Origin of the sequence: Massilia suwonensis (assembly GCF_042655665.1) — a bacterium.
GTDB classification, from domain to species: Bacteria; Pseudomonadota; Gammaproteobacteria; order Burkholderiales; family Burkholderiaceae_D; genus Telluria; species Telluria suwonensis.
The window spans coordinates 1,804,040-1,829,115 of the sequence record NZ_JBHSMR010000013.1 but is presented as its reverse complement, the minus strand read 5'-3'; the positions used below and the strand labels follow the sequence as shown (position 1 = coordinate 1,829,115).

25 protein-coding genes are annotated in these 25,076 nt (G+C 64.8%); 13 read left to right on the top strand and 12 right to left on the bottom strand.

Translation table 11 applies throughout. The features are described from left to right. The first annotated feature begins 36 nt into the window (after window positions 1-36). Window positions 37-423 carry a hypothetical protein gene (locus ACFPQ5_RS16295; RefSeq protein ID WP_379757844.1) on the top strand — a complete coding sequence of 129 codons (387 nt, stop codon included), beginning with the start codon at window positions 37-39 and terminating at the stop codon, window positions 421-423. A 183-nt stretch (window positions 424-606) separates the two neighbouring features. Here the strand turns inward: ACFPQ5_RS16295 and ACFPQ5_RS16290 are convergent, their stop codons facing one another. The 5 genes from ACFPQ5_RS16290 to ACFPQ5_RS16270 form a co-directional block, all read right to left on the bottom strand. Then, the gene (locus tag ACFPQ5_RS16290) at window positions 607-1,383 is read right to left on the bottom strand and encodes a class I SAM-dependent methyltransferase (RefSeq protein WP_379757841.1); all 777 of its coding nucleotides are present in this window, start codon (window positions 1,381-1,383) and stop codon (window positions 607-609) included. Between the two features lie 292 nt (window positions 1,384-1,675). Then, a complete protein-coding gene (locus ACFPQ5_RS16285) occupies window positions 1,676-3,232 on the bottom strand; it encodes a GGDEF domain-containing protein (RefSeq protein ID WP_379757838.1) in 1,557 nt (518 codons plus the stop codon). Window positions 3,233-3,343: 111 nt separating this feature from the next. After that, window positions 3,344-3,991, bottom strand: a complete 648-nt coding sequence (locus tag ACFPQ5_RS16280) for a response regulator (RefSeq protein ID WP_379757835.1) — start codon at window positions 3,989-3,991, stop codon at window positions 3,344-3,346. After that, window positions 3,988-5,454 carry a sensor histidine kinase gene (locus ACFPQ5_RS16275; RefSeq protein WP_379757832.1) on the bottom strand — a complete coding sequence of 489 codons (1,467 nt, stop codon included), beginning with the start codon at window positions 5,452-5,454 and terminating at the stop codon, window positions 3,988-3,990. The genes ACFPQ5_RS16280 and ACFPQ5_RS16275 overlap by 4 nt, the downstream gene beginning before the upstream one ends. Then, window positions 5,451-6,074, bottom strand: a complete 624-nt coding sequence (locus tag ACFPQ5_RS16270) for a hypothetical protein (RefSeq protein WP_379757829.1) — start codon at window positions 6,072-6,074, stop codon at window positions 5,451-5,453. The genes ACFPQ5_RS16275 and ACFPQ5_RS16270 overlap by 4 nt, the downstream gene beginning before the upstream one ends. A 91-nt stretch (window positions 6,075-6,165) precedes the next feature. On the opposite strand from ACFPQ5_RS16270, the gene greB reads away from it, so the two are divergent. The 4 genes from greB to ACFPQ5_RS16250 all read left to right on the top strand — a co-directional run bounded on the left by greB (window position 6,166) and on the right by ACFPQ5_RS16250 (window position 8,228). Next, window positions 6,166-6,732, top strand: a complete 567-nt coding sequence (gene greB, locus ACFPQ5_RS16265; RefSeq protein WP_379757826.1) for a transcription elongation factor GreB — start codon at window positions 6,166-6,168, stop codon at window positions 6,730-6,732. 47 nt (window positions 6,733-6,779) lie between these two features. Further along, window positions 6,780-7,376 (top strand): biliverdin-producing heme oxygenase, encoded by a 597-nt coding sequence (locus ACFPQ5_RS16260; RefSeq protein ID WP_379757823.1) that lies wholly within the window; start codon window positions 6,780-6,782, stop codon window positions 7,374-7,376. A gap of 64 nt (window positions 7,377-7,440) precedes the next feature. Beyond that, complete coding sequence (locus ACFPQ5_RS16255; RefSeq protein ID WP_379757820.1) at window positions 7,441-7,938, top strand: DUF1579 domain-containing protein; 498 nt, start codon at window positions 7,441-7,443, stop codon at window positions 7,936-7,938. Between the two features lie 26 nt (window positions 7,939-7,964). Beyond that, a complete protein-coding gene (locus ACFPQ5_RS16250; protein ID WP_379757818.1) occupies window positions 7,965-8,228 on the top strand; it encodes a hypothetical protein in 264 nt (87 codons plus the stop codon). Window positions 8,229-8,312: 84 nt separating this feature from the next. Here the strand turns inward: ACFPQ5_RS16250 and ACFPQ5_RS16245 are convergent, their stop codons facing one another. The 4 genes from ACFPQ5_RS16245 to ACFPQ5_RS16230 form a co-directional block, all read right to left on the bottom strand. Beyond that, window positions 8,313-10,553 carry a RelA/SpoT family protein gene (locus tag ACFPQ5_RS16245; protein WP_379757815.1) on the bottom strand — a complete coding sequence of 747 codons (2,241 nt, stop codon included), beginning with the start codon at window positions 10,551-10,553 and terminating at the stop codon, window positions 8,313-8,315. Window positions 10,554-10,627: 74 nt separating this feature from the next. After that, a complete protein-coding gene (rpoZ, locus tag ACFPQ5_RS16240) occupies window positions 10,628-10,831 on the bottom strand; it encodes a DNA-directed RNA polymerase subunit omega (protein ID WP_005665923.1) in 204 nt (67 codons plus the stop codon). Window positions 10,832-10,979: 148 nt separating this feature from the next. Next, window positions 10,980-11,624 carry a guanylate kinase gene (gmk, locus tag ACFPQ5_RS16235; protein ID WP_379757812.1) on the bottom strand — a complete coding sequence of 215 codons (645 nt, stop codon included), beginning with the start codon at window positions 11,622-11,624 and terminating at the stop codon, window positions 10,980-10,982. Window positions 11,625-11,802: 178 nt separating this feature from the next. Further along, window positions 11,803-12,690, bottom strand: a complete 888-nt coding sequence (locus tag ACFPQ5_RS16230; protein ID WP_379760135.1) for a YicC/YloC family endoribonuclease — start codon at window positions 12,688-12,690, stop codon at window positions 11,803-11,805. Between the two features lie 198 nt (window positions 12,691-12,888). Here ACFPQ5_RS16230 and ACFPQ5_RS16225 point away from each other — a divergent pair, with 198 nt between their 5' ends. The 5 genes from ACFPQ5_RS16225 (at window position 12,889) to hemW (ending at window position 17,543) form a co-directional block, all read left to right on the top strand. Continuing rightward, a complete protein-coding gene (locus tag ACFPQ5_RS16225; RefSeq protein ID WP_379757809.1) occupies window positions 12,889-13,878 on the top strand; it encodes a serine/threonine protein kinase in 990 nt (329 codons plus the stop codon). Between the two features lie 18 nt (window positions 13,879-13,896). Continuing rightward, window positions 13,897-14,832, top strand: a complete 936-nt coding sequence (locus tag ACFPQ5_RS16220; protein WP_379757806.1) for a PP2C family protein-serine/threonine phosphatase — start codon at window positions 13,897-13,899, stop codon at window positions 14,830-14,832. Window positions 14,833-14,845: 13 nt separating this feature from the next. Continuing rightward, complete coding sequence (rph, locus tag ACFPQ5_RS16215) at window positions 14,846-15,577, top strand: ribonuclease PH (RefSeq protein WP_379757803.1); 732 nt, start codon at window positions 14,846-14,848, stop codon at window positions 15,575-15,577. A 131-nt stretch (window positions 15,578-15,708) separates the two neighbouring features. Further along, window positions 15,709-16,293, top strand: a complete 585-nt coding sequence (gene rdgB / locus ACFPQ5_RS16210) for an RdgB/HAM1 family non-canonical purine NTP pyrophosphatase (RefSeq protein ID WP_379757799.1) — start codon at window positions 15,709-15,711, stop codon at window positions 16,291-16,293. Beyond that, the gene (gene hemW / locus ACFPQ5_RS16205) at window positions 16,290-17,543 is read left to right on the top strand and encodes a radical SAM family heme chaperone HemW (RefSeq protein ID WP_379757796.1); all 1,254 of its coding nucleotides are present in this window, start codon (window positions 16,290-16,292) and stop codon (window positions 17,541-17,543) included. Before rdgB ends, hemW begins: the two co-directional genes overlap by 4 nt. Before the next feature lie 50 nt (window positions 17,544-17,593). On the opposite strand, the gene ACFPQ5_RS16200 is transcribed toward hemW, so the two are convergent. Next, window positions 17,594-18,580, bottom strand: a complete 987-nt coding sequence (locus tag ACFPQ5_RS16200; protein ID WP_379757793.1) for a M28 family peptidase — start codon at window positions 18,578-18,580, stop codon at window positions 17,594-17,596. Window positions 18,581-18,929: 349 nt separating this feature from the next. Between ACFPQ5_RS16200 and ACFPQ5_RS16195 the strand changes: the two genes are divergently transcribed. From ACFPQ5_RS16195 to ACFPQ5_RS16185, 3 genes are all read left to right on the top strand, one after another. Further along, window positions 18,930-19,358, top strand: a complete 429-nt coding sequence (locus tag ACFPQ5_RS16195) for a hypothetical protein (protein ID WP_379757790.1) — start codon at window positions 18,930-18,932, stop codon at window positions 19,356-19,358. Window positions 19,359-19,458: 100 nt separating this feature from the next. Then, the gene (locus tag ACFPQ5_RS16190) at window positions 19,459-19,881 is read left to right on the top strand and encodes a hypothetical protein (RefSeq protein ID WP_379757787.1); all 423 of its coding nucleotides are present in this window, start codon (window positions 19,459-19,461) and stop codon (window positions 19,879-19,881) included. An 86-nt stretch (window positions 19,882-19,967) separates the two neighbouring features. Further along, on the top strand, window positions 19,968-20,432 hold the full coding sequence (locus ACFPQ5_RS16185; RefSeq protein ID WP_379757784.1) for a GNAT family N-acetyltransferase: 465 nt from the start codon (window positions 19,968-19,970) through the stop codon (window positions 20,430-20,432). Between the two features lie 47 nt (window positions 20,433-20,479). Here the strand turns inward: ACFPQ5_RS16185 and ACFPQ5_RS16180 are convergent, their stop codons facing one another. Together ACFPQ5_RS16180 and ACFPQ5_RS16175 are read right to left on the bottom strand one after the other, a co-directional pair. Further along, entirely contained in the window at window positions 20,480-21,913 is a 1,434-nt protein-coding gene (locus tag ACFPQ5_RS16180; protein WP_379757781.1) for an efflux transporter outer membrane subunit, read from the bottom strand. Next, a complete protein-coding gene (locus ACFPQ5_RS16175) occupies window positions 21,910-25,068 on the bottom strand; it encodes an efflux RND transporter permease subunit (RefSeq protein WP_379757778.1) in 3,159 nt (1,052 codons plus the stop codon). Before ACFPQ5_RS16175 ends, ACFPQ5_RS16180 begins: the two co-directional genes overlap by 4 nt. Window positions 25,069-25,076 lie beyond the last annotated feature (8 nt).

Genomic DNA, 25,076 nt, shown 5'->3' with positions numbered 1-25,076 from the left:
CGAAGTTCTTCTTACAAACTTGTCGCTGTTATTCTTATGTCTAGCTTGACGGCAATAGGTCAAGCACAGGAGGCAGGTTCGCGCTGGGGACTGCGCATGGTGGATTTGAAGCATGCAGTCAAGGTTGAGGCGACGATTCGATTCCTAGCAGAAGCTGCCACTGGGTCTTGCATGGGCGGCACGTGGAAGCACGCAGTTGTTGAGGCGAAAACTACTCACAATGAGAAGTTCTTCCCATTGGCTGAGCCATTAGCGTATCAAATAGAAAATGGCGTACTTACGCTCGGTCGAACGACAGTATGTGACGGGTATTTGTTTATGTCTGGTAAGTCCGAAAAGGCGGCTATCCACGGAACCTATGACGCGGTGAGTATCGGTGCAGGTGAGAAGCTCGGCTATTTCACTTTGAAGAAGCTTCCATAGCATCTTTGCTTCGTCCGCTTTGGGTCGAAAGCAGACTTTCAGCTCGCCTGCCCACGAAATGACAGACTTGGCCCTGTTGGTGAAATCGCATCATGACGGCCAGGTCTGCTCAGCGGCGGAACCTGCTATGCCACTCAGCTCTCGGGCTGCTAATCATTAATAGCAACGACAAAAAATCGGCCCTCAAGACTTACGAAACACGATCGCATGCTGGATCGGCAGCGATTCGATGCTACGTTCCCACTTCAGGCCATGCGCCGTCGCTTCACGCCGTACCTGCCGCTCGCTCATCTTATGCAGTGGCTTGATCGCGACTGCGGGATCCTCGGCCCGGTATTCGACGAAGACGACGCGCCCGCCCGGCTTCAGGGCCTTGACGATGCTGTCGAGGACCTCCGCGGGATAGGCGAGCTCGTGATAGACATCGACCATGATTGCCAGGTCGACGCTGGCCGGCGGCAGTTTGACGGTGGTTTCGCTGCCTAGCACCGAGACCACGTTGCGCACCCCGCGCTTTGCCATTTGGCTGTCGAGCATGCGAATCATTTCCGGCTGCACGTCGACTGCATACACTCGTCCGCCGGGCCCTACCTGTTTCGCCAGCTGCCAGGTGTAGTAGCCGGTGCCGGCGCCGATGTCGGCCACCGTCATGCCGGGTGCCAGCGCCAGTTCCCGCAGAAGCAATTCCGGCCGCTCCTCGGGTGCGCGGCTTTCGCGCTCGAGCCATTGCGCGCCTTCCCATCCCATCACGCCAGCAATCTCGCGGCCCATGTAGCGCTTGCCGATGCCATCCGGGCTGGGTGCGACGCGTTCATAGCGCGAATCGGCGGCTGCCGCTTGTGCTGCGGCATCGAAGTTAGCGGATGATGGCAACGTCAGAACCGACAGGCCGGCCAGCAGGATGCTTAGCGTACGGTGAGTGTGGGAGTTGCGGCACGTGTGCGAGCGGGTGCGGTGCATGATCGGTTTCCGTAAGAGGTCGCTGCCTGCACTGGCGCCGGCAGGCTTCCCGTGAATGGGAATGATCAGTGTAGCGACATTGGCTGCCCGACGTGCGGTGGCTACATCCAAGGCTGCAAGGCTGGGGTCAGGTCTGGCATTCAGACACGAACTCAGCTGTAGTTCCGGGCGGCGTTAAAAGAAACAGCCGTACTTTATTCTCGTGCGAATAAAAAGTGCTTCACCGCCGTTTTTACAGCTGAGATCGTGTCCAAATGCCAGACCTGACCCCAGCATTGGCATTGGTGGTGGCTCAGTTCGCGACTACGACACGATTCTTGCCCGTTTGTTTGGCCTGGTACATCGCCTTGTCCACCCGCGCCAGCAGCGTCGCCTGGTCTTCGTTCGGCAGGCGCAAAGCCACGCCGGCGGAGAAGGTGATCAGGAGCTTCTCGTTATCGTGCAGGAAGAAGTGCTTGGTCAGTTCGCGCTGCAGGCGCACCATGGTTTGCACAGCCGCCTCGACCGGCGTTTCCGGCAGCATGATCATGAACTCCTCGCCGCCGAAGCGGGCGATGACGTCGATCGAGCGCAGGGTCGCTTTCACGACCTTGGCCAGGTGGCGCAGGGCGTTGTCGCCGGCCAGGTGGCCGTAGGTGTCGTTCAGCTTCTTGAAATTGTCGAGGTCGAGCAGGGCCACGCACAGCGGCGTGTTGCGGCGGTCGGCGCGGGCGCTTTCGCGTTCGAAGACGTCGTCCAGGCCGCGCCGGTTCAGCGTGCCGGTGAGCTGGTCTTCGCGCACCAGTTCGCTCATGTGCTGCAGCTTGGCTTCGAGTTCCTTGATGCGGCTTTCCGCTTCCTGCACTTCCCTGTGCGCGGCCAGCATGCGGTCGCGCGAGGCGAGGGCTTCGGCTTGCGCGTGTTTCGTTTCGCGCAGCACTTCGTCGAGCACTTCGTTCAGTTCCGTGATGTCGGCGGCGTGGCGGATGCGGTCGGAGAAACCGCCGAGCTTGTCGTGGAAGTCGCCGGTCGAGGCCGCCACCGAGCCGAGGCGGTCGATGAAAGTCATCATCATGTTCTTGACGGTGGCTTTCACGTCCGACAGGTTGTGCTTGATCTGGCCTTGCTTGTAGATCACGTCCTTCAGGCTGCGCGTGACGTCTTCCAGCGAGCGCGTGTCGATCGGGCCGCTGATGAGTTCCTGCACGGCCTCGATCTGGCCGCGCATCCAGCTGTCGTCGTCCAGCAGTTCGCTGACATTTTCCAGCAGCAGTTTGAACAGGCGCAGCAGCAGTTCCTGCTGTTCGCCGGCGTCGCCGCTGTGCAGTTCGATCTGGAAGCACAGTTCCTTCAGGCGCGTGGCGATTTCCTGCAGCGCCGCTTCGCTGTGCGCCACCTTGACGGCCGCGCCCAGCGATTCGGCTTCGCTCGCCAGCGTCGGGCTGGCCGGCAATAACGAAGCCAGGGCGAACGCCAGCGTGCGGCTGAGCAGTTCGCGCAGCAGGATGGTGTCCTTGCTTTCCATGCCATAGGTGACGCCCGGCGGAATGCCGCGCCGCAGGTGCTTTTCGACCAGCTGCGACAGGGCGCGCGCATAGCCGTCCCAGTCGCGTGCCTTCACGGCGCGGTTCAGGCGGCGGCCGTATTCGGCCAGTTCGCCCGGGGTGTCGGTCAGCTGCGTGGCGAAGTCTCCCAGCACCAGTTCGGCAGGAGCGGATGCCACGGGGGCCGGCGCCGGTTTCTGGATGCCGGCAATCTCATCGTAGATGTCGCGGTAGGCGTCGGGCGTGGGCGCAATGCGGCGCGTGGCGAGGCGGCGAAAGGCCTCGCGGGCGATGTCGACGGGATTCTGTGCAGGCGGGTTGGACATGATGCAAAGGCTACGTATTTACTATGCAGCAATGATAAGCATCTTTTCTTTTCGTCATCGCGCGAAAAGAGGCCGGAAAGTCTCTTACTTAGCGGCAATGGATGAGCTGGCCTACTCGACTAACTGGTTGCGAATCGCATAATGGGTCAGTTCGGCACTTGTTTTCAGGTTCATCTTCGCCAGCAGGCGCGCCCGGTACTCGCTCACCGTCTTTACCGACAGCGACAGCTCGCGCGCGATCTCGCTCACCGTCTTGCCCGAGGCGATCATGGTCAGCGTCTGGAACTCGCGGTCGGACAAAGCGTCGTGCGGCGGCGCTTCGTGGTCCGCGCCGACCTGGCTCGCCAGCGCCTGGGCCAGCGTGGCGCTGACGTATTTCTGGCCGCTTGCTACCTGGCGGATCGCAGTGACCAGCTCGCGCGGCGCGCTCTGCTTGGTCAGATAGCCAGCCGCGCCGGCCTTCAGGGCACGGATCGCGTACTGGTCTTCGCGGTGCATCGACAGCATCAGCACGGCCAGTTCCGGGCGTTCCTGCTTGATCTGCTTGAGCACTTCGATGCCGTTGCGGTCGGGCATGGAGATGTCGAGCAGCATCACATGGCAGCGCGACTTGCGGAAGAGCTTGATCGCATCCAGGCCGTTCTCAGCCTCGCCGGCGACGACGATGTCGCGCTGCTCGGCCAGGATCTGCTTTAACCCTTCGCGCACGATGGCGTGGTCGTCGGCAATGAATACGCGGATGGTGGCTTTGTCGGTCATTGTTCCTTCTGTTCGCTACGAGCGGCGGGTGGTGCCAATCGGATCTTGATGGTCACCATCGTGCCACCTCCGGGCGCCGCCGACAAGGTCAACGTGCCGCCCAGCGCGCGCGCCCGTTCGCTCATGCCGCGCAGGCCGAAGGAATGCGGCTTCAGGCGGTCGGCCGGGGCGATGCCGCGGCCGTTGTCGCAGATCGCCAGGGTCAGGTGCTGGCGCTGGCGGCGCAAAGTCACGGTGACGCGCGTCGCGCCGGCATGCTTGGCGACGTTGGTCAGCGCTTCCTGAAAGATGCGGAACAGCGCCGCCGCATGGTCCGGATCGAGTTCGATCTCGCGCTCGGCGCTGCGGAAGATGCAGGCGATGCCGGACCCCTTCTCGAATTCGCGCGCCTGCCATTCCAGCGCGGCGACGATGCCCAGGTCCAGGGTCGAAGGCCGCAGGTCGAGCGAGATGCGGTGCACGGCCTCGATCGTGCGGTCGACCAGGTCGTCGAGGTAGGTCGCCTTTTCCAGCAGGGCGGGCTGGTCCTGCGGCAGGCGGCTGCTCAGCATCGACAGCGCCATCTTGATCGCGGTGAGGTTGCCGCCCAGGTCGTCGTGGATCTCGCGCGCGATCCTGGCCCGCTCCTGTTCCTTCACCTGCTCGCTATGCTCGGTCAGTTCGGCCAGCCGCGCGCGCGAACGCAGGGCTTCCTGCTGCTCGATCTTGCTGTCGGTGATATTGGTCATGATGCCGTCCCACTGGACCGCACCGCCGCCGGCGGCATGGGGCGTGGCGCGCAGGTTGATCCATTTGACGTCTTTCCAGGCATCGATCCAGATCCGGCCTTCCCAGTTCCAGCTTGATAAGGAAATCTTCGACACCGCCATCGCTTCCAGGTAGCCCTTGCGGTCTTCCGGCAGGATCAGGCGCAGGAACAGGTCGGGGTCGAGCTGCAGCTGGGCCGGCTGCACGCCGAGCAGGGAGGCGCAGCCTTCGCTGAGGTAGGGAAAGGAATGGCGGCCGTCGGCGGCGAGCAGGAACTGGTAGACCAGGCCTGGCGTGTGATCGACGATGGCATTGAAGCGCGTCTGGTATTGCGCCAGCGCGCTCGATGCCGCCTGCTCGGGCGAGAGGTCGTCGCCGATCGCCAGCAGCAGCGCGCGGCCGTCGCGCTGGGTGCGCAGGAAGGTCAGCTTGGCCGGATAGCTGCTGCCGTCGGCCCGTCGCAATTCGGTGCGCAGGCAGCGCTGGTCGCCGATGTCCTCGCTCAGGCCGGCCAGCAGCGCGCCCAAGGCGCCGTCGTCCAGTCCGGGGGCGACGTCGCTTGCGCGCAGGCCCTGCGGCATGGCGCCGTCGTAGCCGAGGTTGGCGCGGGCGCTGGTGTTCATGTCGACCAGGGCCAGCGTGGCGGCGTCGATCAGCAGGATTTCGGCCGGGGCGGCGTGCATCGGGGCGGCCAGCAGGGGTTCGGTGGTCGTCATGGCCTGTCGTTTTCTGGTTTGCGGCGCCGGCGCCAGAGAGAAACGAAGCGGCGCAGGGCGCGCGCGCTGCGCGTGGCGTGGCGGCTGCCGAAGGGCACCGAAGGGCGCAATTGTTGGCGCAGCCGGCGCAGCGAACGGCGCAGGCTCGAAAACGATCGGCGGGCCTGGGCGTACATGGCGCTGGCCCGCAGGCGGGCGATGAGCTGGTCCTTGAACATGATGAAGCGATTGTGCCACCGCGCAAACCAGACGAGCGCCAGCAAGGACGGCAGGGTCAACACGTAGATGCGCGCCACCACCACCGCGCCGCCCAGCTTGGCGACGATGAAGACCAGCAAACCGGTCAGGGCATGGCCGTGGGCAATCGCGAGCAGGGCCAGGAACTTGACCGGCAACAGCAGCAGGCCGGGCAGGGCAAAGGCGAGCAGGGCAGCCCAGGGCGGCAAGCGCCGGATGCCGTTTTCCAGCATGCGCAGCGGCGGCCAGGTGGCCAGGCCGCTGGCAAAGCGGCTGCCGGTCTCCCACAGCCATTGCTCGGCCAGCAGCAGGAGCGCCACCACGTAGAGCAGGGGCGCCAGCAGCGGGCTGCGGGTGGGAGAAGGGCTCGTCATGTTGCGCATGATACGGCATCCACGGCAGCAATCCTTAGGCGAAGCTGAGCAATCCGGCAACGGTTTTTCAGGGCGCCCGATCTGGAGCTACAATGGACGAATGAACAAGGCATTTGTAAAAGAGTCCGAGAACGACGACGATGACGAAGCCGTCGCCCTGGCGCAGGCGATTCCCGCCGGCGCCAAGAACTACATCACCCCTGCCGGCTACAAAGCCATCAAGGATGAATTGCTGCAGCTGATCGACGTCGACCGTCCGGAAGTCGTGCGCGTCGTGCACTGGGCGGCCTCGAACGGCGACCGCTCGGAAAACGGCGACTACATCTACGGCAAGCGCCGTCTGCGCGAGATCGACCGCCGCATCCGCTTCCTCACCAAGCGCATGGATTCGGCCTTCGTCGTCGATCCGAGCGTGCATTACGGAAACGACCAGGTCTTCTTCGGCGCCACCGTCACCTATGTCAACAAGGCGGGCGAGGAACACACTGTCACCATCGTCGGCGTCGACGAGCTCGATCCGCTGCGCGGGCGCATCAGCTGGGTCTCGCCGGTGGCGCGCGCGCTGACCAAGTGCCGCGAAGGCGATGTCGCCACCCTGCAGACGCCGCAGGGCAGCGACGAGCTGGAAATCGTCTCGGTCGAGTATCCCGAACCGGTAACGGACTGAAATCGACCGGGCTGGTAAGATGGCTGATTGCCGTACCTGAGCCCTTTATGAATCGTCCCATCGACACCGCACGCGAGTCCGACGTCCTGGCCGCGCTGCGGCGGGCCACCTCCTCTCGCCACGAACGCCTCGACAGCGGCTTGCCGCTCTCCGCGCCCGACGCCACCCTGGCCGACTACTGCCAGCATCTGCAATTGCTGCGCGCATGGCTGGCGCCGCTCGCCGCCTGGCAGCAAGGCTACACCGACGGCCCCCAAGGCCCGGCCGGCCCGGCCGCGGCCCCGCACCTGGCGCTGATCGAGGCCGACCTGGCCGAATCTTCGCTGGCTGGCTGCAACGCAGCGCCGCAGTCCCACGCGGCGCCCTGGCCGATCGATGCCTCGCCGGCCTACCGCTGGGGCGTGGCCTATGTCGTCGAAGGCTCGCAGCTGGGCGGCGCCGTGCTCTATAAACGCCTGGCGGAGCAGCTGGCGCCGCATCCGCTGCGCTACCTGCGCGGCGCGGGCGAGGGCGGACCTGGTCCGCGCTGGCGCGCCTTCATGGAAGCCCTGCGCGCCGAAGTGAGCAGCGAAGCCGAAGTGGCCGACGCCTGCGCCGGCGCCTGCGACGCTTTCGACCGGATCCTGGCGCTGGCCTTCGACTAGCGAAGATTGCTTTTTTGATACGCAGAATGGCACAATGCGGTCACCACAAACATAGGGAACCGCCATGCCGCTGCCGCTGGAAACGAACGCACCGACCGACTTCGATTTCATCATCGGCGACTGGACCGTCGAACACCGGCGCCTGAACGCCCGCCTGCAGGGCTGCGGCGAGTGGACCACGTTCAGCGGCCGTTCCTCCACCGCCAAGACGCTCGGCGGCTTCGGCAACCTCGAAGACAACATCCTCGACTTCCCCGACGGGCGCGTGCGTGCGCTGGCGATGCGCTCCTACTGCGCGAAGACCGGCACCTGGTCGATCTGGTGGCTGGACGGGCGCAACCCGACCGCGCTCGACGTGCCGGTCGTGGGTAAATTTTCCAATGGCGTCGGCCTGTTCTTCGCCGACGACGTGCTCGACGGGCAGGCGATCAAGGTGCGCTTCACCTGGACGGCGCTGCCGGGCAGGAATCCGACCTGGGAGCAGGCGTTCTCCAACGACGGGGGCCAGACCTGGGAGACCAACTGGACGATGAAGTTCGTTCCCGTAGCGCTGGCCGCCTGAGCTGCTTTAGCCGAAGAAGAGACGATATGGACTTGCTGGAAGCGTTCATCAGCCAGGAAGGCGCCAGTGCGTGCGCGGATATCCTCCAGGCCGTGCGCGAACAGGCGACGCGTCCGCTCCTGGTCAGGCAGGTTTTCGAGTTCAACACCTTCGACGTCACGCTGCTTTTCCCTGAACGGGTCGCCGTGCTGGAGGATGTGATTGCGTTCTGGGATGAAGGGACGATGCGCATCGACCTCGACACTTTCGTACGGCGCCTGCACGAAGTGGTCCGAAGCACGTCGGACTAAACCCAGAAACCAGGATGCGTAGGATTCATGAAAAAGCCCACTGAATAGTGGGCTTTTTTAATGATGAGGTGCACTGAATCGGCCTCAGGCCCGCTCGCGCTCCACGCGATTGACTCCCGCCACGCGCCGCAGGTTGCGAATCAAATGCGCCAGATGCACCCGGTCCTTCACCTGAATCGTGAAGCGCAACTGCGTCATCATGTTCTCGTCGTCCTCGTCCATGCCGACATAGGTGATGTTGCCGTCCGATTCGCCGATCTCGGCCGCCACGCGCGCGAGGATGCCCTTTTCGTTGTTGATCAGCAGGCGGATGCGGCAGTCGAAGCGGCGGTTCAGTTCCTCGCCCCATTGCACGGCGATCCAGCGGTCCGGTTCTTTCACGCGCAGGCGTTTCGCCGGCAGGCAGTCGCAGGTGTGCACCACCAGGCCCTGGTCGCGCCGCAACTGGCCCGTGATCTGGTCGCCCGGGATCGGCAGGCAGCAGGGCGCCAGTTGCACCGAGACGCCTTCGCTGCCGTAGATCGTGACCGGGTCGATGTCGCCGGACAGCGGCAGGTTCGAGGGCAGGGCGTCCGACTCGCCGCCGTCCATCAGGCCGAAGATGTGGCGCGCCACCAGCGCCGGCATGCGCTTGCCGATGCCGATGTCGGCGTACAGCTCGTCCATCGACTTGGCCGAGGATTCGGCCAGCAGCTTGTCGATCGTACTGGCCGGCAGTTCGGGTTCGATGTTGCGGGCGGCCAGTGCCTGCGCCAGCAGTTCCTGGCCCAGTTCCACCGACTCGTTGACGTTGATCGTGCGCAGGTGGTGGCGGATCGCCGAGCGCGCCTTGCCGGTGCGTACGTAGCTGAGCCAGGTCGGGCTCGGGCGCGAATCCGGGTCGGTGACGATTTCGACGATGTCGCCGTTGTGCAGTTCGGTGCGCAGCGGCTGGGTTTCGTTGTTGATTTTCACCGCCACCGTGTGGTCGCCGATGCCGGTGTGGATCGAATAGGCGAAGTCGAGCGCCGTGGCGCCGCGCGGCAGGGCGATGATCTTCGACTTCGGCGTGAACACGTACACCGAATCCGGGAACAGGTCGACCTTGACGTGCTCGAGGAATTCGGCCGAGTCGCCGGTCTGCTGCTGGATGTCGAGCAGCGACTGCAGCCAGGCGTGGGTACGCTGCTGCAGGTCCGACATGTTCTGGTCGCCCGTCTTGTACAGCCAGTGCGCCGCCACGCCGCTCTCGGCGGTGCGGTGCATGTCCTGGGTGCGGATCTGGAATTCGACCGGGGTGCCGTAGGGGCCGATCAGGGTGGTGTGCAGCGACTGGTAGCCGTTCAGCTTGCGGATCGCGATGTAGTCCTTGAACTTGCCCGGCATCGGCTTGTACAGGCCGTGCAGGGTGCCGAGCGCCACATAACAGTTGGGTACCGTATCCACGACGATGCGGAAGCCGTACACGTCCAGCACCTGCGAGAAGGACAGGTGCTTGTTGCGCATCTTTTTATAGATGCCGAACAGGGTCTTCTCGCGGCCGTAGACTTCGGCATGGATGCCGCCCATGGACAGCGTGTTCTTGACCGCTTCCAGGATCTTCTTGACCACCTCGCGCCGGTTGCCGCGCGCCGCCTTCACCGCCTTCGACAGGGTGCGGTAGCGCAGCGGGTACAGGTGCGAAAACGCCAGGTCCTGCAGCTCGCGGTAGATGTTGTTCAGGCCGAGGCGATGCGCGATCGGCACATACACTTCCATCGTCTCGCCGGCGATGCGGCGCTTTTTCGCCGGCGTCATCACACCCAGCGTGCGCATATTGTGCAGGCGGTCGGCCAGCTTGATCAGGATCACGCGCACGTCGGACGCCATCGCCAGCAGCATCTTGCGGAAGTTTTCCGCCTGCGCTTCGACCAGGCTCTGGAACTCGATCTTTTCCAGTTTCGACAGGCCGTCGACGAGGTTGGCCACCTGCGGGCCGAAGCGCTCGATCAGCTCTTCCTTCTTGACGTCCTGGTCTTCGATGACGTCGTGGAGGAGGGCGGCCATGATGGCCTGGGCGTCGAGCTTCCACTCGGCGCAGATCTCGGCAACGGCGATCGGATGGGAGATATACGGCTCGCCCGATTTGCGGACTTGCCCGAGATGCATCTCGTCGGAGAAGCGGTAAGCTTCCTTGACCTTCTTCAGTTCGACGGGAGTGAGGTATTCCGACAGCTGGTTGACCAGCTGGGTGACCGAGGCAACGCCGGGTGCCGGCGGCTCAGGGAGGTCTTGCGGCTTGCCCGGACGCTTGGTCCGGGCGGTGGTGTTGCCTGATTGTGTCGAGTCCGGGGGGAACAGGTTCATACGTTATGTCGATCGCCGCAGTGTGGTGACAGAATAACAGAATCAGGCATCGACACAGTCTGGCAACGGTGCTCTTACATCGGCACTTTTTTCAGCATTTCCAGGCCAACCTTGCCGGCGGCGATTTCGCGCAGGGCGACGACGGTCGGCTTGTCCTTGGCTTCGACCTTCGGGGTGTGGCCCTGCAGCAGCTGGCGTGCGCGATAGGTCGCGGCCAGGGTCAGCTGGAAGCGGTTCGGGACGTTCTTGAGGCAATCTTCGATGGTGATGCGGGCCATGGTAGCTCCTGTGGTGGAAGCTCGATAAACCTACTGCGCGTCGAATTTTTGGCCTGCGATGCTCGCTGTACTCAAGTACAGCTGCGCTTCTCGGCCAAAACTTCTTCCGCTCGCTACGGTTTCTCGAGCTTCTGTTACGTTAGTTGAATTAAGTCGGTTGAATCGCGTGGATACCCAGTTGGGCAAACAGCGAGGCGTTGCGGGCAGCCTGTTGGGCGAAGCGGCAACGAGTCGCCTGGACAATCGCCTGTAGTTGGGCCAAGGCGACGTTGAACTCTTCGTTGATGATAGCATATTCGAACTCGGGAGCGTGAGCGATCTCGCCCCCCGCAGCCAGCAAACGGCGCGTGATGATGTGCGGTTCGTCGGTGCCGCGCTTGTGCAGGCGCTCTTCCAGCGCCTCGATCGACGGCGGCAGGATGAAAATGCCCGCCGCATCCGGGAACTGCTTCTTCACCTGGCGCGCGCCCTGCCAGTCGATTTCCAGCAGGATGTCGGTGCCGGTCTTCATTTTTTCTTCGACGGTCAGGCGGCTGGTGCCGTAGTAATTGCCGTGCACCTCGGCCCATTCCAGGAATTCGCCGCGCTCGGCGCGCCGCACGAAGTCTTCGGCGGTCGTGAAATGGTACTCGCGGCCATCCTGCTCGCCCGGACGCGGCTGGCGCGTGGTGGTCGAGATCGAGAGCTCGATGCCCGGCTCTTTTGCCAGCAGCGCGTTGACCAGGGTCGATTTGCCGGCGCCGGAAGGGGCGGCGACAATGAACAGGCTGCCGGAGAAAGCGGTGGTGATCATGGGTGTTTCCTTTGTTTCTTATCGCGATTGTTCATCATATAGCTGAACGCGTGGGCGGGAAACCCGCCCACCCTACGTGTATGCCAGAAACGTCTCCGATATACCCGTAGGGTGGGCGGGTCCCCCGTCCACGCGTCCAAGCGGCTGCGAGATCATCGCACCGCCATGTAAATTGGTTTTACTCCAGGTTCTGCACCTGCTCCCGCATCTGCTCGATCAGCAATTTGAGCTCCATCGACGCATCTGCCAGCTCCTTGACGGATGCCTTGGCGCCCAGCGTATTCGCCTCGCGATTGAGTTCCTGCATCATGAAGTCGAGGCGCTTGCCGACTTGGCCGCCTTTTTTCAGGATGTGACGGGTCTCGTTCAGGTGCGCCGACAGACGAGACAACTCTTCGGACACGTCGATGCGGATGCCGTACAGGGTGACTTCCTGGCGAATCCGCTCGAATACTTCCTGTCGCGTCAGCGTCGACGGGTTGCCGTGGCCGGCCAGGCCCAGCGCGTCCTGCATGCGCTCGACGGCTTTTTGCTGGAATTGGGCGATCACTTGCGGGATCAGCGGGGTGATGCGCTTGACGATGGCTTCCATCGAGTCGATGCGCGATTGCAGCATCGCTTCCAGCGCCGCGCCTTCGCGCTTGCGGCTGTCGACGAAGGCGGCGATGGTCCTGGCGGTGAGGGCGGCGACGTCGGCCTGGAGCGATTCCTGGCCGATGTGCGATTCCTCGACCACGCCCGGCCAGCGCAGCAGCTCGGCCACCGACATGGCTTGCGCCTGCGGGAAGTGCTGGCTGACTTCGCCTTGCAGGCGGGCCAGGTCGGCCAGCAGCGCCTGGTTCAGCGCCTGGGCGCCGCCGGCGACCTTGCGTCCGAAGGAGAGGCGCGCTTCGACTTTGCCGCGGGTGATGGCGGCCATGATGGCGGCGCGCAGGTCCGGTTCCAGCGCGCGCAGTTCGTCGTTGATACGGAACTGGAGATCGAGGAAGCGCGAATTGACGCTCTTGATCTCGATCGTCAGGGTGCCCGCCGCGCCTTCGCTGGTGGCCACCGCATAGCCTGTCATGCTTGAAATGCTCACTAATGTCCCCGGTTTTTAGAGCACCCGACAAAAACCGCATGGCTGCGTTACATCGTCTCGCCGTACCCACGTACTGTCTTCGACGATGCGCCTTGCCCTGCGGCTTTTGTCAGGCGCTCATTATTCTTTACAAGTCCGACATTTATCCACACAATCGCCGTGTTATGCAAGGAACTCTTCAGTATGGCCGTACAAAATAACGCACCCTTGCCGGAAGGGCTGGAGATTGCCGGTTATCGCATTGTAAAGAAAATCGCGTCCGGCGGGTTCAGTATTGTCTATCTTGCATATGATGCCGACGGCAGCGCAGTCGCCATCAAGGAATACCTGCCCAGCGCGCTGGCGCTGCGCCAGCCGGGCGAACTCGTGCCCCTGATCGCGCGGCCGAACCAGCCGCTGTTTCGCATCGGCCTGAAGTGCTTTTTCGAAGAGGGCAGGGCGCTGGCGCGCATCAACCACCCGAACGTGGTGCGCATCGTGAACTTCTTTCGTGCCAACGATACGGTCTACATGGTCATGGCCTACGAGTCGGGCCAGTCGCTGCAGGAGCACATCGCCCGCAGCAATGCCAAGGGCGGCCGCCTGGGCGAAGGTTTTGTCCGCAAGACCTTCGACGGCGTCTGCCGCGGCCTGCGCGAAACCCACGCCAACAAGCTGCTGCACCTGGACCTGAAGCCGGCCAACATCTACCTGCGCAGCGACGGCTCGCCCATCCTGCTCGACTTCGGCGCCGCGCGCCAGGCGGCCGGGCTCGATTCGCCGATGCTGGCGCCGATGTACACGCCGGGCTTCGCGCCGCCCGAGCTTTACACCAAGGGCCAGCCGCTCGGTCCCTGGTCCGACATCTACAGCCTGGGCGCGGCCATGTACGCCTGCATGTTCGGTATGCCGCCGCAAGCGGCCGATGCGCGCAGGCAGGGCGACAAGCTGGACGACCAGTTCGCCAAGCTGGAAGGCGCCTATTCGCCCGAGCTGGTGGCGACCGTGCGCGCCTGCCTTGCGCTCGATCCGATGGCGCGCCCGCCCAGCGTGTTCGCCGTGCACAAGGTACTGCAGACGGCGCCCGCCAGGCCGCTCGCGGCCGAACCCGAGGTGCCGCCGCCGGCCAGCGGACAAGGTGGGCTGAGGGGCCTGCTGGGCCGCATCGGCGGCATCAAGCGCGCCGGCAAGTAACCAATCCAAGGAGCAGCCATGCAGTTTTCCGTCTACCAGCACAGCCATATCGGCGGGCGCAAGCTCAACCAGGACCGCATGGGCTACTGCTTCACGCGCGACGCGCTGCTGCTGGTGCTGGCCGACGGCATGGGCGGCCACCAGCACGGCGAGATCGCCTCGACCATCGCGATGCAGACCCTGTCGATGATGTTCCAGATGCAGGCGCGGCCCTACATCAAGAAGCCGGAGCGCTTTCTCGAAGAAGCGCTGATGCAGGCCCACCGCGACATCCTGGCCTACGCCGCGCGCCACCAGCTGGCCGAGAGTCCGCGCACGACGGTGGTCGTCTGCCTGGTGCAGCACAACTGCGCCATCTGGGCCCATTGCGGCGATTCGCGCCTGTACTGGACGCGCCGCAACCAGGTACTGGCGCAGACGCGCGACCACTCGCACCTCGAATACCTGATCGCCAGGGGCCTGGCCAGTCCCGCCGAACGCGCGACCCACCCCGACCGCAACAAGCTGTACAACTGCCTGGGCGGCAGCACGACGCCGCGCCTGGAGCTGTCGCGCCAGGCCAGCCTGGAAGCGGGCGACGTGCTGCTGCTTTGCTCCGACGGATTGTGGTCGATGGTGCCGGATGCCGAGATCGTGCAGAAGCTCGCCAGCCGCAGCGTGGTCGAGGCGGTGCCGGAACTGGTGAGCATGGCGGTCGCCATCGGCGGCCCGCGCGCCGACAACACCACCGCGCTGGCGATCCGCTGGCAGGGCGCCGACCGCGCAGATCGTCTCGGCGTCGCCGATCCGAACGTGATCTCGACCCAGCTCCTGCCCGAGGACCAGGTCAGCAGCACCATCAGCAATGCCGGCGCGCTCGATCCCAATGCCGATCCTTTCGACGAAGACGCCATCGAAAAGGCGATCGCCGAGATCAACCAGGCCATCGAAAAGTCGTCCCACTTACTCAAATAGACAAAGGTTCGCCATGACGTTCACCACCCGCCCGAGCGGCCGCGCAGTCGACCAGCTGCGCAGCATCCGCATCACCCGCCAGTACACCAAGCACGCCGAAGGTTCGGTCCTGATCGAGTGCGGCGACACCAAGGTGATCTGCACCGCCAGCATCGAAGACAAGGTGCCGGGCTTCCTGAAGGGCAAAGGGCAGGGCTGGCTGACGGCCGAATACGGCATGCTGCCGCGCTCGACCCATACCCGCATGGACCGCGAGGCCGCGCGCGGCAAGCAGTCCGGCCGCACGCAAGAGATCCAGCGCCTGATCGGCCGCTCGCTGCGCGCCGCATTCGATCTGGAAGCCTTCGGCGAGCGCACCCTGCACCTCGATTGCGACGTGATCCAGGCCGATGGCGGCACCCGCACGGCCTCGATCACGGGCGCGATGGTCGCGGCCTACGATGCTTTCAGCGCCCTGGTCGCCCGCGGGCTGCTACCGGCCGTGCCCGTGAAGCATTTCGTCGCCGCGATCTCGGTCGGCGTCTATCAGGGCACGCCGGTGCTGGATCTCGATTACGTCGAGGATTCGGGCTGCGATACCGACATGAATGTGGTGATGACGGAGGCGGGGCACTTCATCGAAGTGCAGGGGACGGCCGAAGGCGCTGCTTTCGACCGCGCGGGCATGAACCGCCTGCTCGACCTGGCCGACAGCGGAATCAAGGAACTGGTGCGTCTGCAGAAAGGCGCACTGGGCATTGCGTAGGGTGGGCACTCCGTGCCCACGCGGTATCACCGTATGATTCGTGTTGGCTCGGCCGTCAATCAATGTGGTGGGACGCGACGGTCCCCGACGGGGTAAAATATGCCCCTTCGCTCCACCCATCCATTCCCACCATGACCCAACGCCTCGTCCTCGCCTCCAACAACGCCGGCAAGCTGAAGGAATTCCAGCAAATCCTCGGCCCGATCGGTTTCACCCTGCATCCGCAAGGCGAATTCGACGTCCCGGAAGCCGAGGAGCCGCACGCCACCTTCGTCGAAAACGCGCTCGAAAAGGCCCGTCACGCCGCGCGCCTGACCGGCCTGCCGGCGCTGGCCGACGATTCGGGCGTGTGCGTGAACGCGCTGGCCGGCGCGCCGGGCGTGTATTCGGCGCGCTTCGCCGGCGAGCCGAAATCGGACGCGCGCAACAATGAAAAGCTGGTCGCGGACCTGGCCGGCAAGGCGGATAAATCGGCCTATTACTACTGCGTGCTGGTCTACGTGCGCCATGCCGACGATCCGCAACCGGTAATCGCCGACGGCCGCTGGGACGGCGTCATCATCGACACGCCGCGCGGCGGGAATGGCTTCGGCTACGATCCGCACTTCCTGATTCCGGAACTGGGCAAGACCACGGCCGAGCTGACCCCTGACGAAAAGAATGCGCGCTCGCACCGTGGCCAGGCCCTGCGCGCACTGGTCGAGAAACTGAAATGATCCCGATTAAAGTCGTCGGCGCAGGCACAAGCACGAGCGCCAGCGAACCGCGTAATCCCGCCACCGCGGCCCTGCAGTACCTGCAGCCGGGCGCGCTCAACCTGACGGCCTTGCCGCCGCTGTCGCTCTACATCCACTTCCCCTGGTGCGTGCGCAAGTGCCCCTACTGCGACTTCAATTCGCACGAGGCCAAGGGCGAGCTGCCGGAAAAGGAATACCTGGACGCGGTGCGCCTCGACCTCGAGCAGTCGCTGCCGCTGATCTGGGGCCGCAAGATCCACACGGTCTTCATCGGCGGCGGCACGCCGAGCCTGATGTCGGCCGCCGGCCTCGATCGCCTGCTGTCGGACGTGCGCACCTTGCTGCCGCTGGAGATCGACGCCGAGATCACGATGGAAGCCAATCCGGGCACCTTCGAGATCGAGAAGTTCCGCCACTTCCGCGCCAGCGGCGTGAACCGCCTGTCGATCGGCATCCAGAGCTTCAACGGCGAACACCTGAAATCGCTGGGCCGCATCCATGACGAGCGCGAAGCCTTGCGCGCGGTCGAGATCGCGACGTCTACCTTCGACAACTTCAACCTCGACCTGATGTACGCGCTGCCATCGCAGACGCTGGCCCAGGCCGAGCACGATTTGAAGACGGCGCTGTCGTTCGCGCCGCCGCACCTGTCGCTGTACCACCTGACGATGGAGCCGAACACGGTCTTCGCCAAGTACCCGCCGACTCTGCCCGACGACGACGCCAGCGCCGACATGCAGGACATGATCGCGGAGACGATGGCGGCCAAGGGCTACGAGCACTACGAAGTCTCGGCCTACGCGCGGCCCGGCCGCCAGGCGCGCCACAACCTGAACTACTGGACCTTCGGCGACTACCTCGGCGTCGGCGCCGGCGCGCACTCGAAGCTCTCCTTCCCGCACCGCATCCTGCGCCAGGCCCGCTTCAAGCAGCCGAACTCCTTCATGGAAGCGGCCAGGCGCGGCAACCCGATCCAGGAAGAACACGAGATCGCGCGCGCCGACATGGGCTTCGAGTTCATGCTCAATACCCTGCGCCTGACGGGCGGCTTCGATCCGAACCTGTTCAACGAGCGCACCGGCATGAGCATCACCGCCATCAGCAAGGCTTTGGATGCCGCCGAAGCCAAGGGCCTATTGACCCGCGACTTCAAGCTGATCCGCCCGACTAATTTGGGCCAGCGCTTCCTCAACGACCTGCAAGAGATGTTCCTCGGCGATTCGAAATAACGTAGGGTGGACTCCGTCCACGCGGTCCACCCTATGCATCCCCGCTGCTCCTACCCTTGCTTCGCTCCAGCAAGGGCCACAATCGTCCTCGCCAACCCGTTGACCACGCGCGCCATGCTCTCGTAATCGAGCTTCTCCGGCGTATCCTCCACCGTGTGGTAATACGGATAGCGCATGAACGCCGTATCCGTAATCATCAACGCCGGATACCCATGCTTGTTGTACGACGAATGATCCGACAGCGTCACCCCAGTCGTATGCGCCGGCGCCGCCAGCCCTTCGGCCGGAAAATCCGAGTGCGCCCTGAACGCCGCCAGCGCCTCGCGCACCAGGCCCGACGATTCCAGCGTGCCGACAAAGGCGATGAAGTTGCCCGTAGAAGGATAACGGCCTTCAAGCCCTGGCGGCAGCTGCTGGCTGTTCGGCGCATCCGTGTAGTAGCCCATCGTCTCCAGCACCAGCGCCGCCTGCACCGGCTGCCCTTGTCTCTTCATCTCGGCCGCATGCACCATGCTGCCCATCTGTTCGCCCATGAACCAGGGCGGCTCCTCGTTCACGAACAGCACGAAGCGCAGCTCGGTGCCGGCGCCGAGCTGCACGTTTTTCAAGAGACGCGCCAGTTCCAGCACGGCCGCCGTGCCGCTGCCGTTGTCGTTGGCCCCCGGCGCTCCGGGCGCCGAATCGTAGTGCGCACCGACGATGAAAATCCGCTCCGGACGCTGGCCGGGCGCGACATTGCCGACGGCAACCTCGATATTGCGCACCCGCTGACTGCCTGCGGCGTATTCCTGGCGCACCGGCCGGTAGCCGGCCTGCATTAGCGCCGTTTCGATGTAGGCGGCCGCGCGCTCGAGCTCGAGCGGCGTGCCCGTGTTGTGCTCCCTGGACGCGATCGCGCTCACGTGCGCACGCAGGCGCTCGGCCAGCGGCGGCGCAGCGGCGGAAGTCGAGGTCGGACTCACCGTGAGCACCGCGACCAGGATGAGCAGGATGAGCGCGACAACGACTTTCCAGTGTGAGTGAAAAAAATTCCGCATGACAGTCTCTCGGCGTCGGTTGAAGCCATCAACTGGTAGACCGGTTCAGTCTAGCCAAGTTCACGCAGCAGGGACGCACCGGTGCACCAGTGCAAGGACAGCCATCGCGATACGAAAAGGCGCGTCTGCATGCGCGATTTCGAGTCATATCATCCGAATCTGAATCCGGACGGATCGAGATTGTTTCGTGATTACCCCATCGTTACCCCTTGTGCATGGCAGGCACTGCCCTAGACTGGGCTTATCCGCGATCGGCATCGCCCATTGCGGCTCTTCCAGGGCAGGGCATCGCGCCGCCCGGCGTGGTGACTGTCCCGAACGCCCATCCACGTTTCCTGAAGGAGTCATCATGCGTCCGCTCTCCCTGCTGCTTCCCGCATCCTCGCTTGTACCCCTCGCCTTGCTGGCCTCCGGCGCGCTCGCCCAGACCCAACCTTATCCCCAGACCGCGCCGCTCTCGACCGTGCAGGTGACCGCGCCGATGAAGACTTCCTGGATCGACCCGGTCCAGGCGCGCGAACTCGCCGGTTCCTATGCGATGTCGAACGGCTGGCACATGAAGGTGCGCCCGGCGTCGCGCCACATCGACGCCGCCATCGACGACCAGCAACCGATGCGGCTGGTCTCGGTCGGCGACGACAGATTCGTTTCGGCCGACGGCAACGTGACGATGGAATTCAACCGCGGCGAGGCCGGCGACGAGATGCTGATGAGCTATCGGCCGGACCCGCGCCTGGCCCAGGTGGTCGTGATCTCGTCGCGGCTGGCGCAGCGCTGAGCGATCGCGAGGAGGCGCGCGCACCGGGCCTGCGTGCGCCTTGTCCGGAGTGCGGCGCTGCCGTCCCGACGGCCCGAGCTTGCATTACGAAGGAACGATCATGCGTCCTGCCTCCCTCCTGTTTCCCGCATCCCTGCTCATGCTGGCCGCGAGCGCGGGGGCACAGCAGTTACCTTACCCGCAGTCCGGCGCGGCCGCCCTCAATACCGTGCAGGTGACGGCGCCGGCAAGGGCATACTGGGTGCGCCCCGACGATGCAAAGCAAATCGGCGGCGATTACGAACTCTCGAACGGCTGGGTCATGCGGGTCAGGACCGCGCCGGAGTACATCGAGGCCACCATCGACCAGCAAAAGCCGATCCGTCTCGCCGCGGTTGCGCGCCACAGGTTCGTATCCGCCGACGGCAGCGTCAACATGGTATTCGCCCAGGGCACCGCGGGCGACGAAATGACGATGCGCTATCGGCCCGATCCGGCCCTGGCCCAGGTCGTCGTGCTGACTTCGCGGGTGGCGCAGCGCTGAGCAGAAGGCCGGTCCCAGCTCCGGCATCCGGACGCAGCCTCGACTGCAGGTGCCGCAGGCCGCGGCGCTTGCGGTATAGTCCGGCCATGCAAACATCCATCCAGCCCCGGCAGCCGCTGCGCTACATCCCCTCGTTCAGGCAAGCCGTCGGCGCCGACATCCCCGCGATGTCGCGCATCCGCCTGTCCGTGACCGAAAACGTCCTGTCCGACCCGGCGCGCGTTACGCCGCAAATGTACCTGGACTTCCTGGACAAGTCGGGCCGCGGCTGGGTCGCCGAAGGAAATGGCGAAGTCGTCGCTTTCTGCTACGCGGACAAGGAGAACGCTTCCATCTGGGCGCTCTTCGTCTGCCCGGGACACGAGGGACGCGGGCTCGCCCGGGCGCTGCTGGCGCAGGCGGTCGACTGGCTGTTCGCGCTGGGCCACGAGCGCGTCCACCTGAGTACGACGCCCGGCACCCGGGCCGACCGCTTCTACGCGGCGCAAGGGTGGCTGCGGCATGAGCCCGGCGCGACCGAAGTCGTGTATTCGCTGACCAGGCAGGCATAAAAAAACCGAGACACGCAGTCTCGGTTTTTTCACGACGGAGCCGCCGATCAGCGTGCCGCTTGCGCGTTCGATGCGGGCTCGATCCAGCCCCCACCCAGTACGCGGTACAGCGTGACCTGGTTCTGCAGACGCGCCAGGTTGGCCTGCACCGCCAGCTGCTGGGCCTGGAACAGCGAACGCTGGGCATCCAGCAGGTCGAGGTAGCTGGCCGCGCCGCTCTTGTAGCGCAGGTCGGACAGGTTGAAGCGGTCCTGCTCGGCCAGCGCCACGGCGCGCTGGGCGCGCAGCTGCTCGCTGAAGGTGGCCTGGCCGGCCAGCGCGTCCGCCACTTCGCGGAACGCGGTCTGGATCGACTGCTCGTACTGGGCCACCGCGATGTCGCGGCCGGCCTTGGCCGCATCGACGCCGGCGCTCACGCGGCCCAGGTCGAAGATCGGCAGCACGGCCTGCGGCGCGAAGGTCCAGCCGAAGGAGCCGGATTTGAACAGGCCCGACAGCTCGGTGCTGGCGCTGCCCACCGACCCGGTCAGCGAGATGCGCGGGAAGTAGTTCGCGCGCGCCGCGCCGATGTTGGCGTTGGCCGCGACCAGCTGCTGCTCGGCCGCGCGGATGTCCGGACGGGCGATCAGCAAATCGGACGGCAGGCCGGCCGGCAGGTCGGGCAGCTCGGTGGTCGCGAGCGTCGCGCCCGGCACCAGGTTGTCGGGAATGGTCTGGCCCACCAGCAGGGTCAGCAGGTTCACGTCCTGCGCGCGCTGGCGCTGGAATTGCGCCAGCGTGGCGCGCGCCGTCTCGACCAGCGAGGCCGACTGCTGCAGTTCCAGCTTGGAGACCACACCATTTTCAAAGCGCAGGCGCGTCAGGCGGTCCGACTCTTCGCGGGTCTTCACGGTCTGCTCGGTAATGGCCAGCAGCTCTTCGTCGGCCAGCATCGTCAGGTAGGTATTCGCTACCTGTGCGATCAGACTGATCTGGGTCGTCTTGCGCGCTTCCTCGGTGGCGAGGAATTGCGCCAGCGCGGCTTGCGACAGGTTGCGCACGCGGCCGAACAGGTCCAGCTCAAACGCCGAGACGCCGAAGCCGGCCTGGTACACGCTCGAAATCGGCTGGTCTTCGCCGGTGGTCTGGCGGTTGCCGCTGACGATGGCCGAGACGGTCGGCACGCGGTCGGCGCGCGTGATGCGGTACTGGGCGCGCGCCTGCTCGATATTGGCGACCGCCACGCGCAGGTCGCGGTTGTTCGCCAGCGACAGCTCGATCAGCTGGCGCAGGCGCGCGTCGGCGAAGAAGCGCTGCCATTCCAGCTTGGCCGGCGCTTCCGAGGTTGCCGTCGGCAGCGTGGTGCCGCCGGCCTTCGGCAGTTCAGGGAAGGCCTGGGCCACCGGCGCGGCCGGACGTTCGTACTTCGGCGCCAGCGACATGCAGCCGGCCAGCGTCATTGCGAGTGCCAGGGGAGTCAGTTTTTTCATCATAGCGATCATATTTTTTCCTGGATTGCGGTCGCGGCATCTTCCTCGTGCGCGTACTTCTTGCGCTGGCGTTCGCTGCCCTTGAAGATCTTGCGCACCACGACAAAGAACATCGGGACGAACAGCACGCCCAGCGTCGACGCGGTCATCATACCGCCCATCACGCCGGTACCGATCGCGCGCTGCGAAGCCGAGCCGGCGCCGCCTGCGATCACCAGCGGCAGCACGCCGAGGATGAATGCCAGCGAGGTCATGATGATCGGACGGAAGCGCAGGTGCGCCGCCTCGATCGCCGCTTCCATCGGCGAGCGTCCCTGCGCCTGCAAGTCCTTCGCGAATTCGATGATCAGCACCGCGTTCTTCGCCGCCAGGCCGATGATGGTCACCAGGCCGATCTTGAAGTACACGTCGTTCGGGTAGCTGCGCAGCATGGCCGCCAGCACGGCGCCGAGGATACCGAATGGCACCACCAGCAGCACCGACACCGGGATCGACCAGCTTTCATACAGCGCGGCCAGGGCCAGGAAGATCGCCAGCAGCGAGAAGGCCATCAGGATGCCCATCGTGCCGCCGGAGAGCTGTTCCTCGCGCGACTGGCCGGTCCACTCGAAGGCGAAACCAGGCGGCAGCTTGGCGGCCAGCTTTTCCATCTCGGCCAGCGCGTCGCCGGTCGAATAACCCGGCTTGGCGTCGCCCGAAATGCTCATCGCCGGATAGCCGTTGTAGCGCAGGGTCTGCATCGGACCGGTCACCCACTTGGTGGTGGCGAACGAGGACAGCGGCACCGGCTGGCCCTGGGTATTCAGGGCGTTCAGGCGCAGCAGGTCGTCCGGCTGCATGCGGGCGCTGGCCTCGGCCTGCACCACGACACGCTGCAGGCGGCCGGCGTTCGGGAAGTCGTTCACATACGACGAACCGAGCGCGGTCGAGATCGCGGTGTTGATCGCGTCAAAGCTCACGCCCAGCGCCTGCGCCTTGTCGCGGTCGATGTCGAGCATCACCTGCGGCGCGTCTTCCAGGCCTTCCGGACGCACGCCGGCCAGGATCGGGCTTTGCGCGGCCATGCCGAGCAGCTGGTTACGGGCAGCCAGCAGGGCGTTGTGGCCGTTGCCGCCACGGTCCTGCAGGCGGAAGCTGAAACCGGTGCCGCGGCCCAGTTCAGGGATCGGCGGAGGCGACAGTGCGAAGATGAAGGCGTCGCGCACGCCCGACAGGCCGCCGATGATGCGGCCGGCCAGGGCCTGGGCGCTCGAACCTTCGCCTTTGCGCTCGCTCCAGTCCTTCAGCGGGATGAAGGCGAGCGCCATGTTCTGGCCTGCGCCCGAGAACGAGAAGCCCAGCACGCTGACCATGTTCGCCACTTCCGGCTGCTTCATGATGAAGTTTTCGGCGGTGCGCATGACCTCATTCGTGCGCTCCAGCGTCGCGCCCGGCGGCAGCTGGATGTTGGCGATCACGTAGCCCTGGTCTTCGTTCGGCAGGAAGGAGTTCGGCAGGCGGTTAAACAGCAGCACGACCAGGCCGATCACCAGCACGAAAGCGACCAGCGCGCGGCCCGATCCGCGGATCAGTTTGCCGACCCAGCCCTCGTAACCCTTGGCGGTACGCGCGAAGCGGCGGTTGAACCAGCCGAAGAAACCCTTCTTCTCGTGGTGGTGGCCGGCTTCGACAGGTTTCAGCAGGTGCGCGCACAGGGCAGGGGTCAGCGACAGCGCCAGGAAGGCCGAGAAGGCGATCGAAGACACCATGACGACCGCGAACTGGCGGTAGATGTTGCCGACCGCGCCGGCGAAGAAGGCCAGCGGCACGAACACCGACATCAGGACCACGGTCACGCCGATAATCGCGCCCGAGATCTGGCCCATGGCCTTGCGGGTCGCCTGCAGCGGCGGCAGGCCTTCTTCCGACATGATGCGTTCGACGTTCTCGACGACCACGATCGCATCGTCGACGACGATACCGATGACCAGCACCATGCCGAACATGGTCAGCACGTTGATCGAATAGCCCAGCGCGAGCAGGGTGCCCAGCGACCCGAGCAGCGCGACCGGCACCACGATGGTCGGAATGATCGTATAGCGGAAGTTCTGCAGGAACAGGTACATCACCAGGAACACCAGCACCAGCGCTTCGACCAGGGTATGCAGCACCTGCTCGATCGAGATGTCGATGAACTTCGAGCTGTCGAAGGGCACGGTGGCCTTCATCCCGGCCGGGAAGTACTTCGACAGTTCGTCCATGCGCTGGCGCACCAGCTTCGCGGTCTCCAGCGCGTTACCCGATGGCGCCAGCTGGACGCCGATACCGGTGGAAGGCTTGCCGTTCAGGCGCGCCGAGGTGCCGTAGGCCTGGCCGCCGATTTCGAGGCGCGCCACGTCTTTCAGGCGCACGGTCGAACCGTCCGGGTTCGCGCGCAGCACGATGTTGCCGAACTGTTCGACGGTCGACAGCTGGCCGGTCACGACCACGGTCGCGGTGATTTCCTGGCCTTGCGCCAGCGGCAGGTCGCCGATGGTGCCCGATGCCACCTGGGCATTCTGGCTGCGGATCGCGTTGTTGACGTCGGCCGGCGACAGGCGGAAGCCCACCAGCTTGGCCGGATCGATCCAGACGCGCATCGCGCGCTCGGTACCGAACAGCTGCGCGGTACCGACGCCCTTGATACGCTGGATCTCGGGCAGCACCGTGCGCGAGGCGTAGTCGCCCAGCGCGATCGGGTCCCACTTCGGATCGTCCGACGAGAGGATGGTAAACAGCAGGAAGTTCGCGCGCACCTTGTCGACACGGACGCCCTGCTGGTTCACCGCCGCCGGCAGGCGCGGGGCCGCGCGCGACAGGCGGTTCTGGACGTCGACCTGGGCCAGCTCCGGATTGGTGCCGGTTTCAAAAGTCAGGGTGATCGAGCCGCTGCCGTTGGCGGTGCTGCTCGACTCCATGTAGACGAGGCCCGGAGAGCCGTTCATCTCGCGTTCGATGACGGAGATGACGGAGTCTTCCAGGGTCTGTGCCGATGCGCCCGGATAGGCGGCGTTGATCACGATCGATGGCGGAGCCACGTTCGGATACTGGGCGATCGGCAGCTGGGTGATCGAGACCGCGCCGATCACCATGATGAACAGCGCGATCACCCAGGCGAAAATAGGGCGGTCAATAAAGAAACGTGCCATTGCAATAG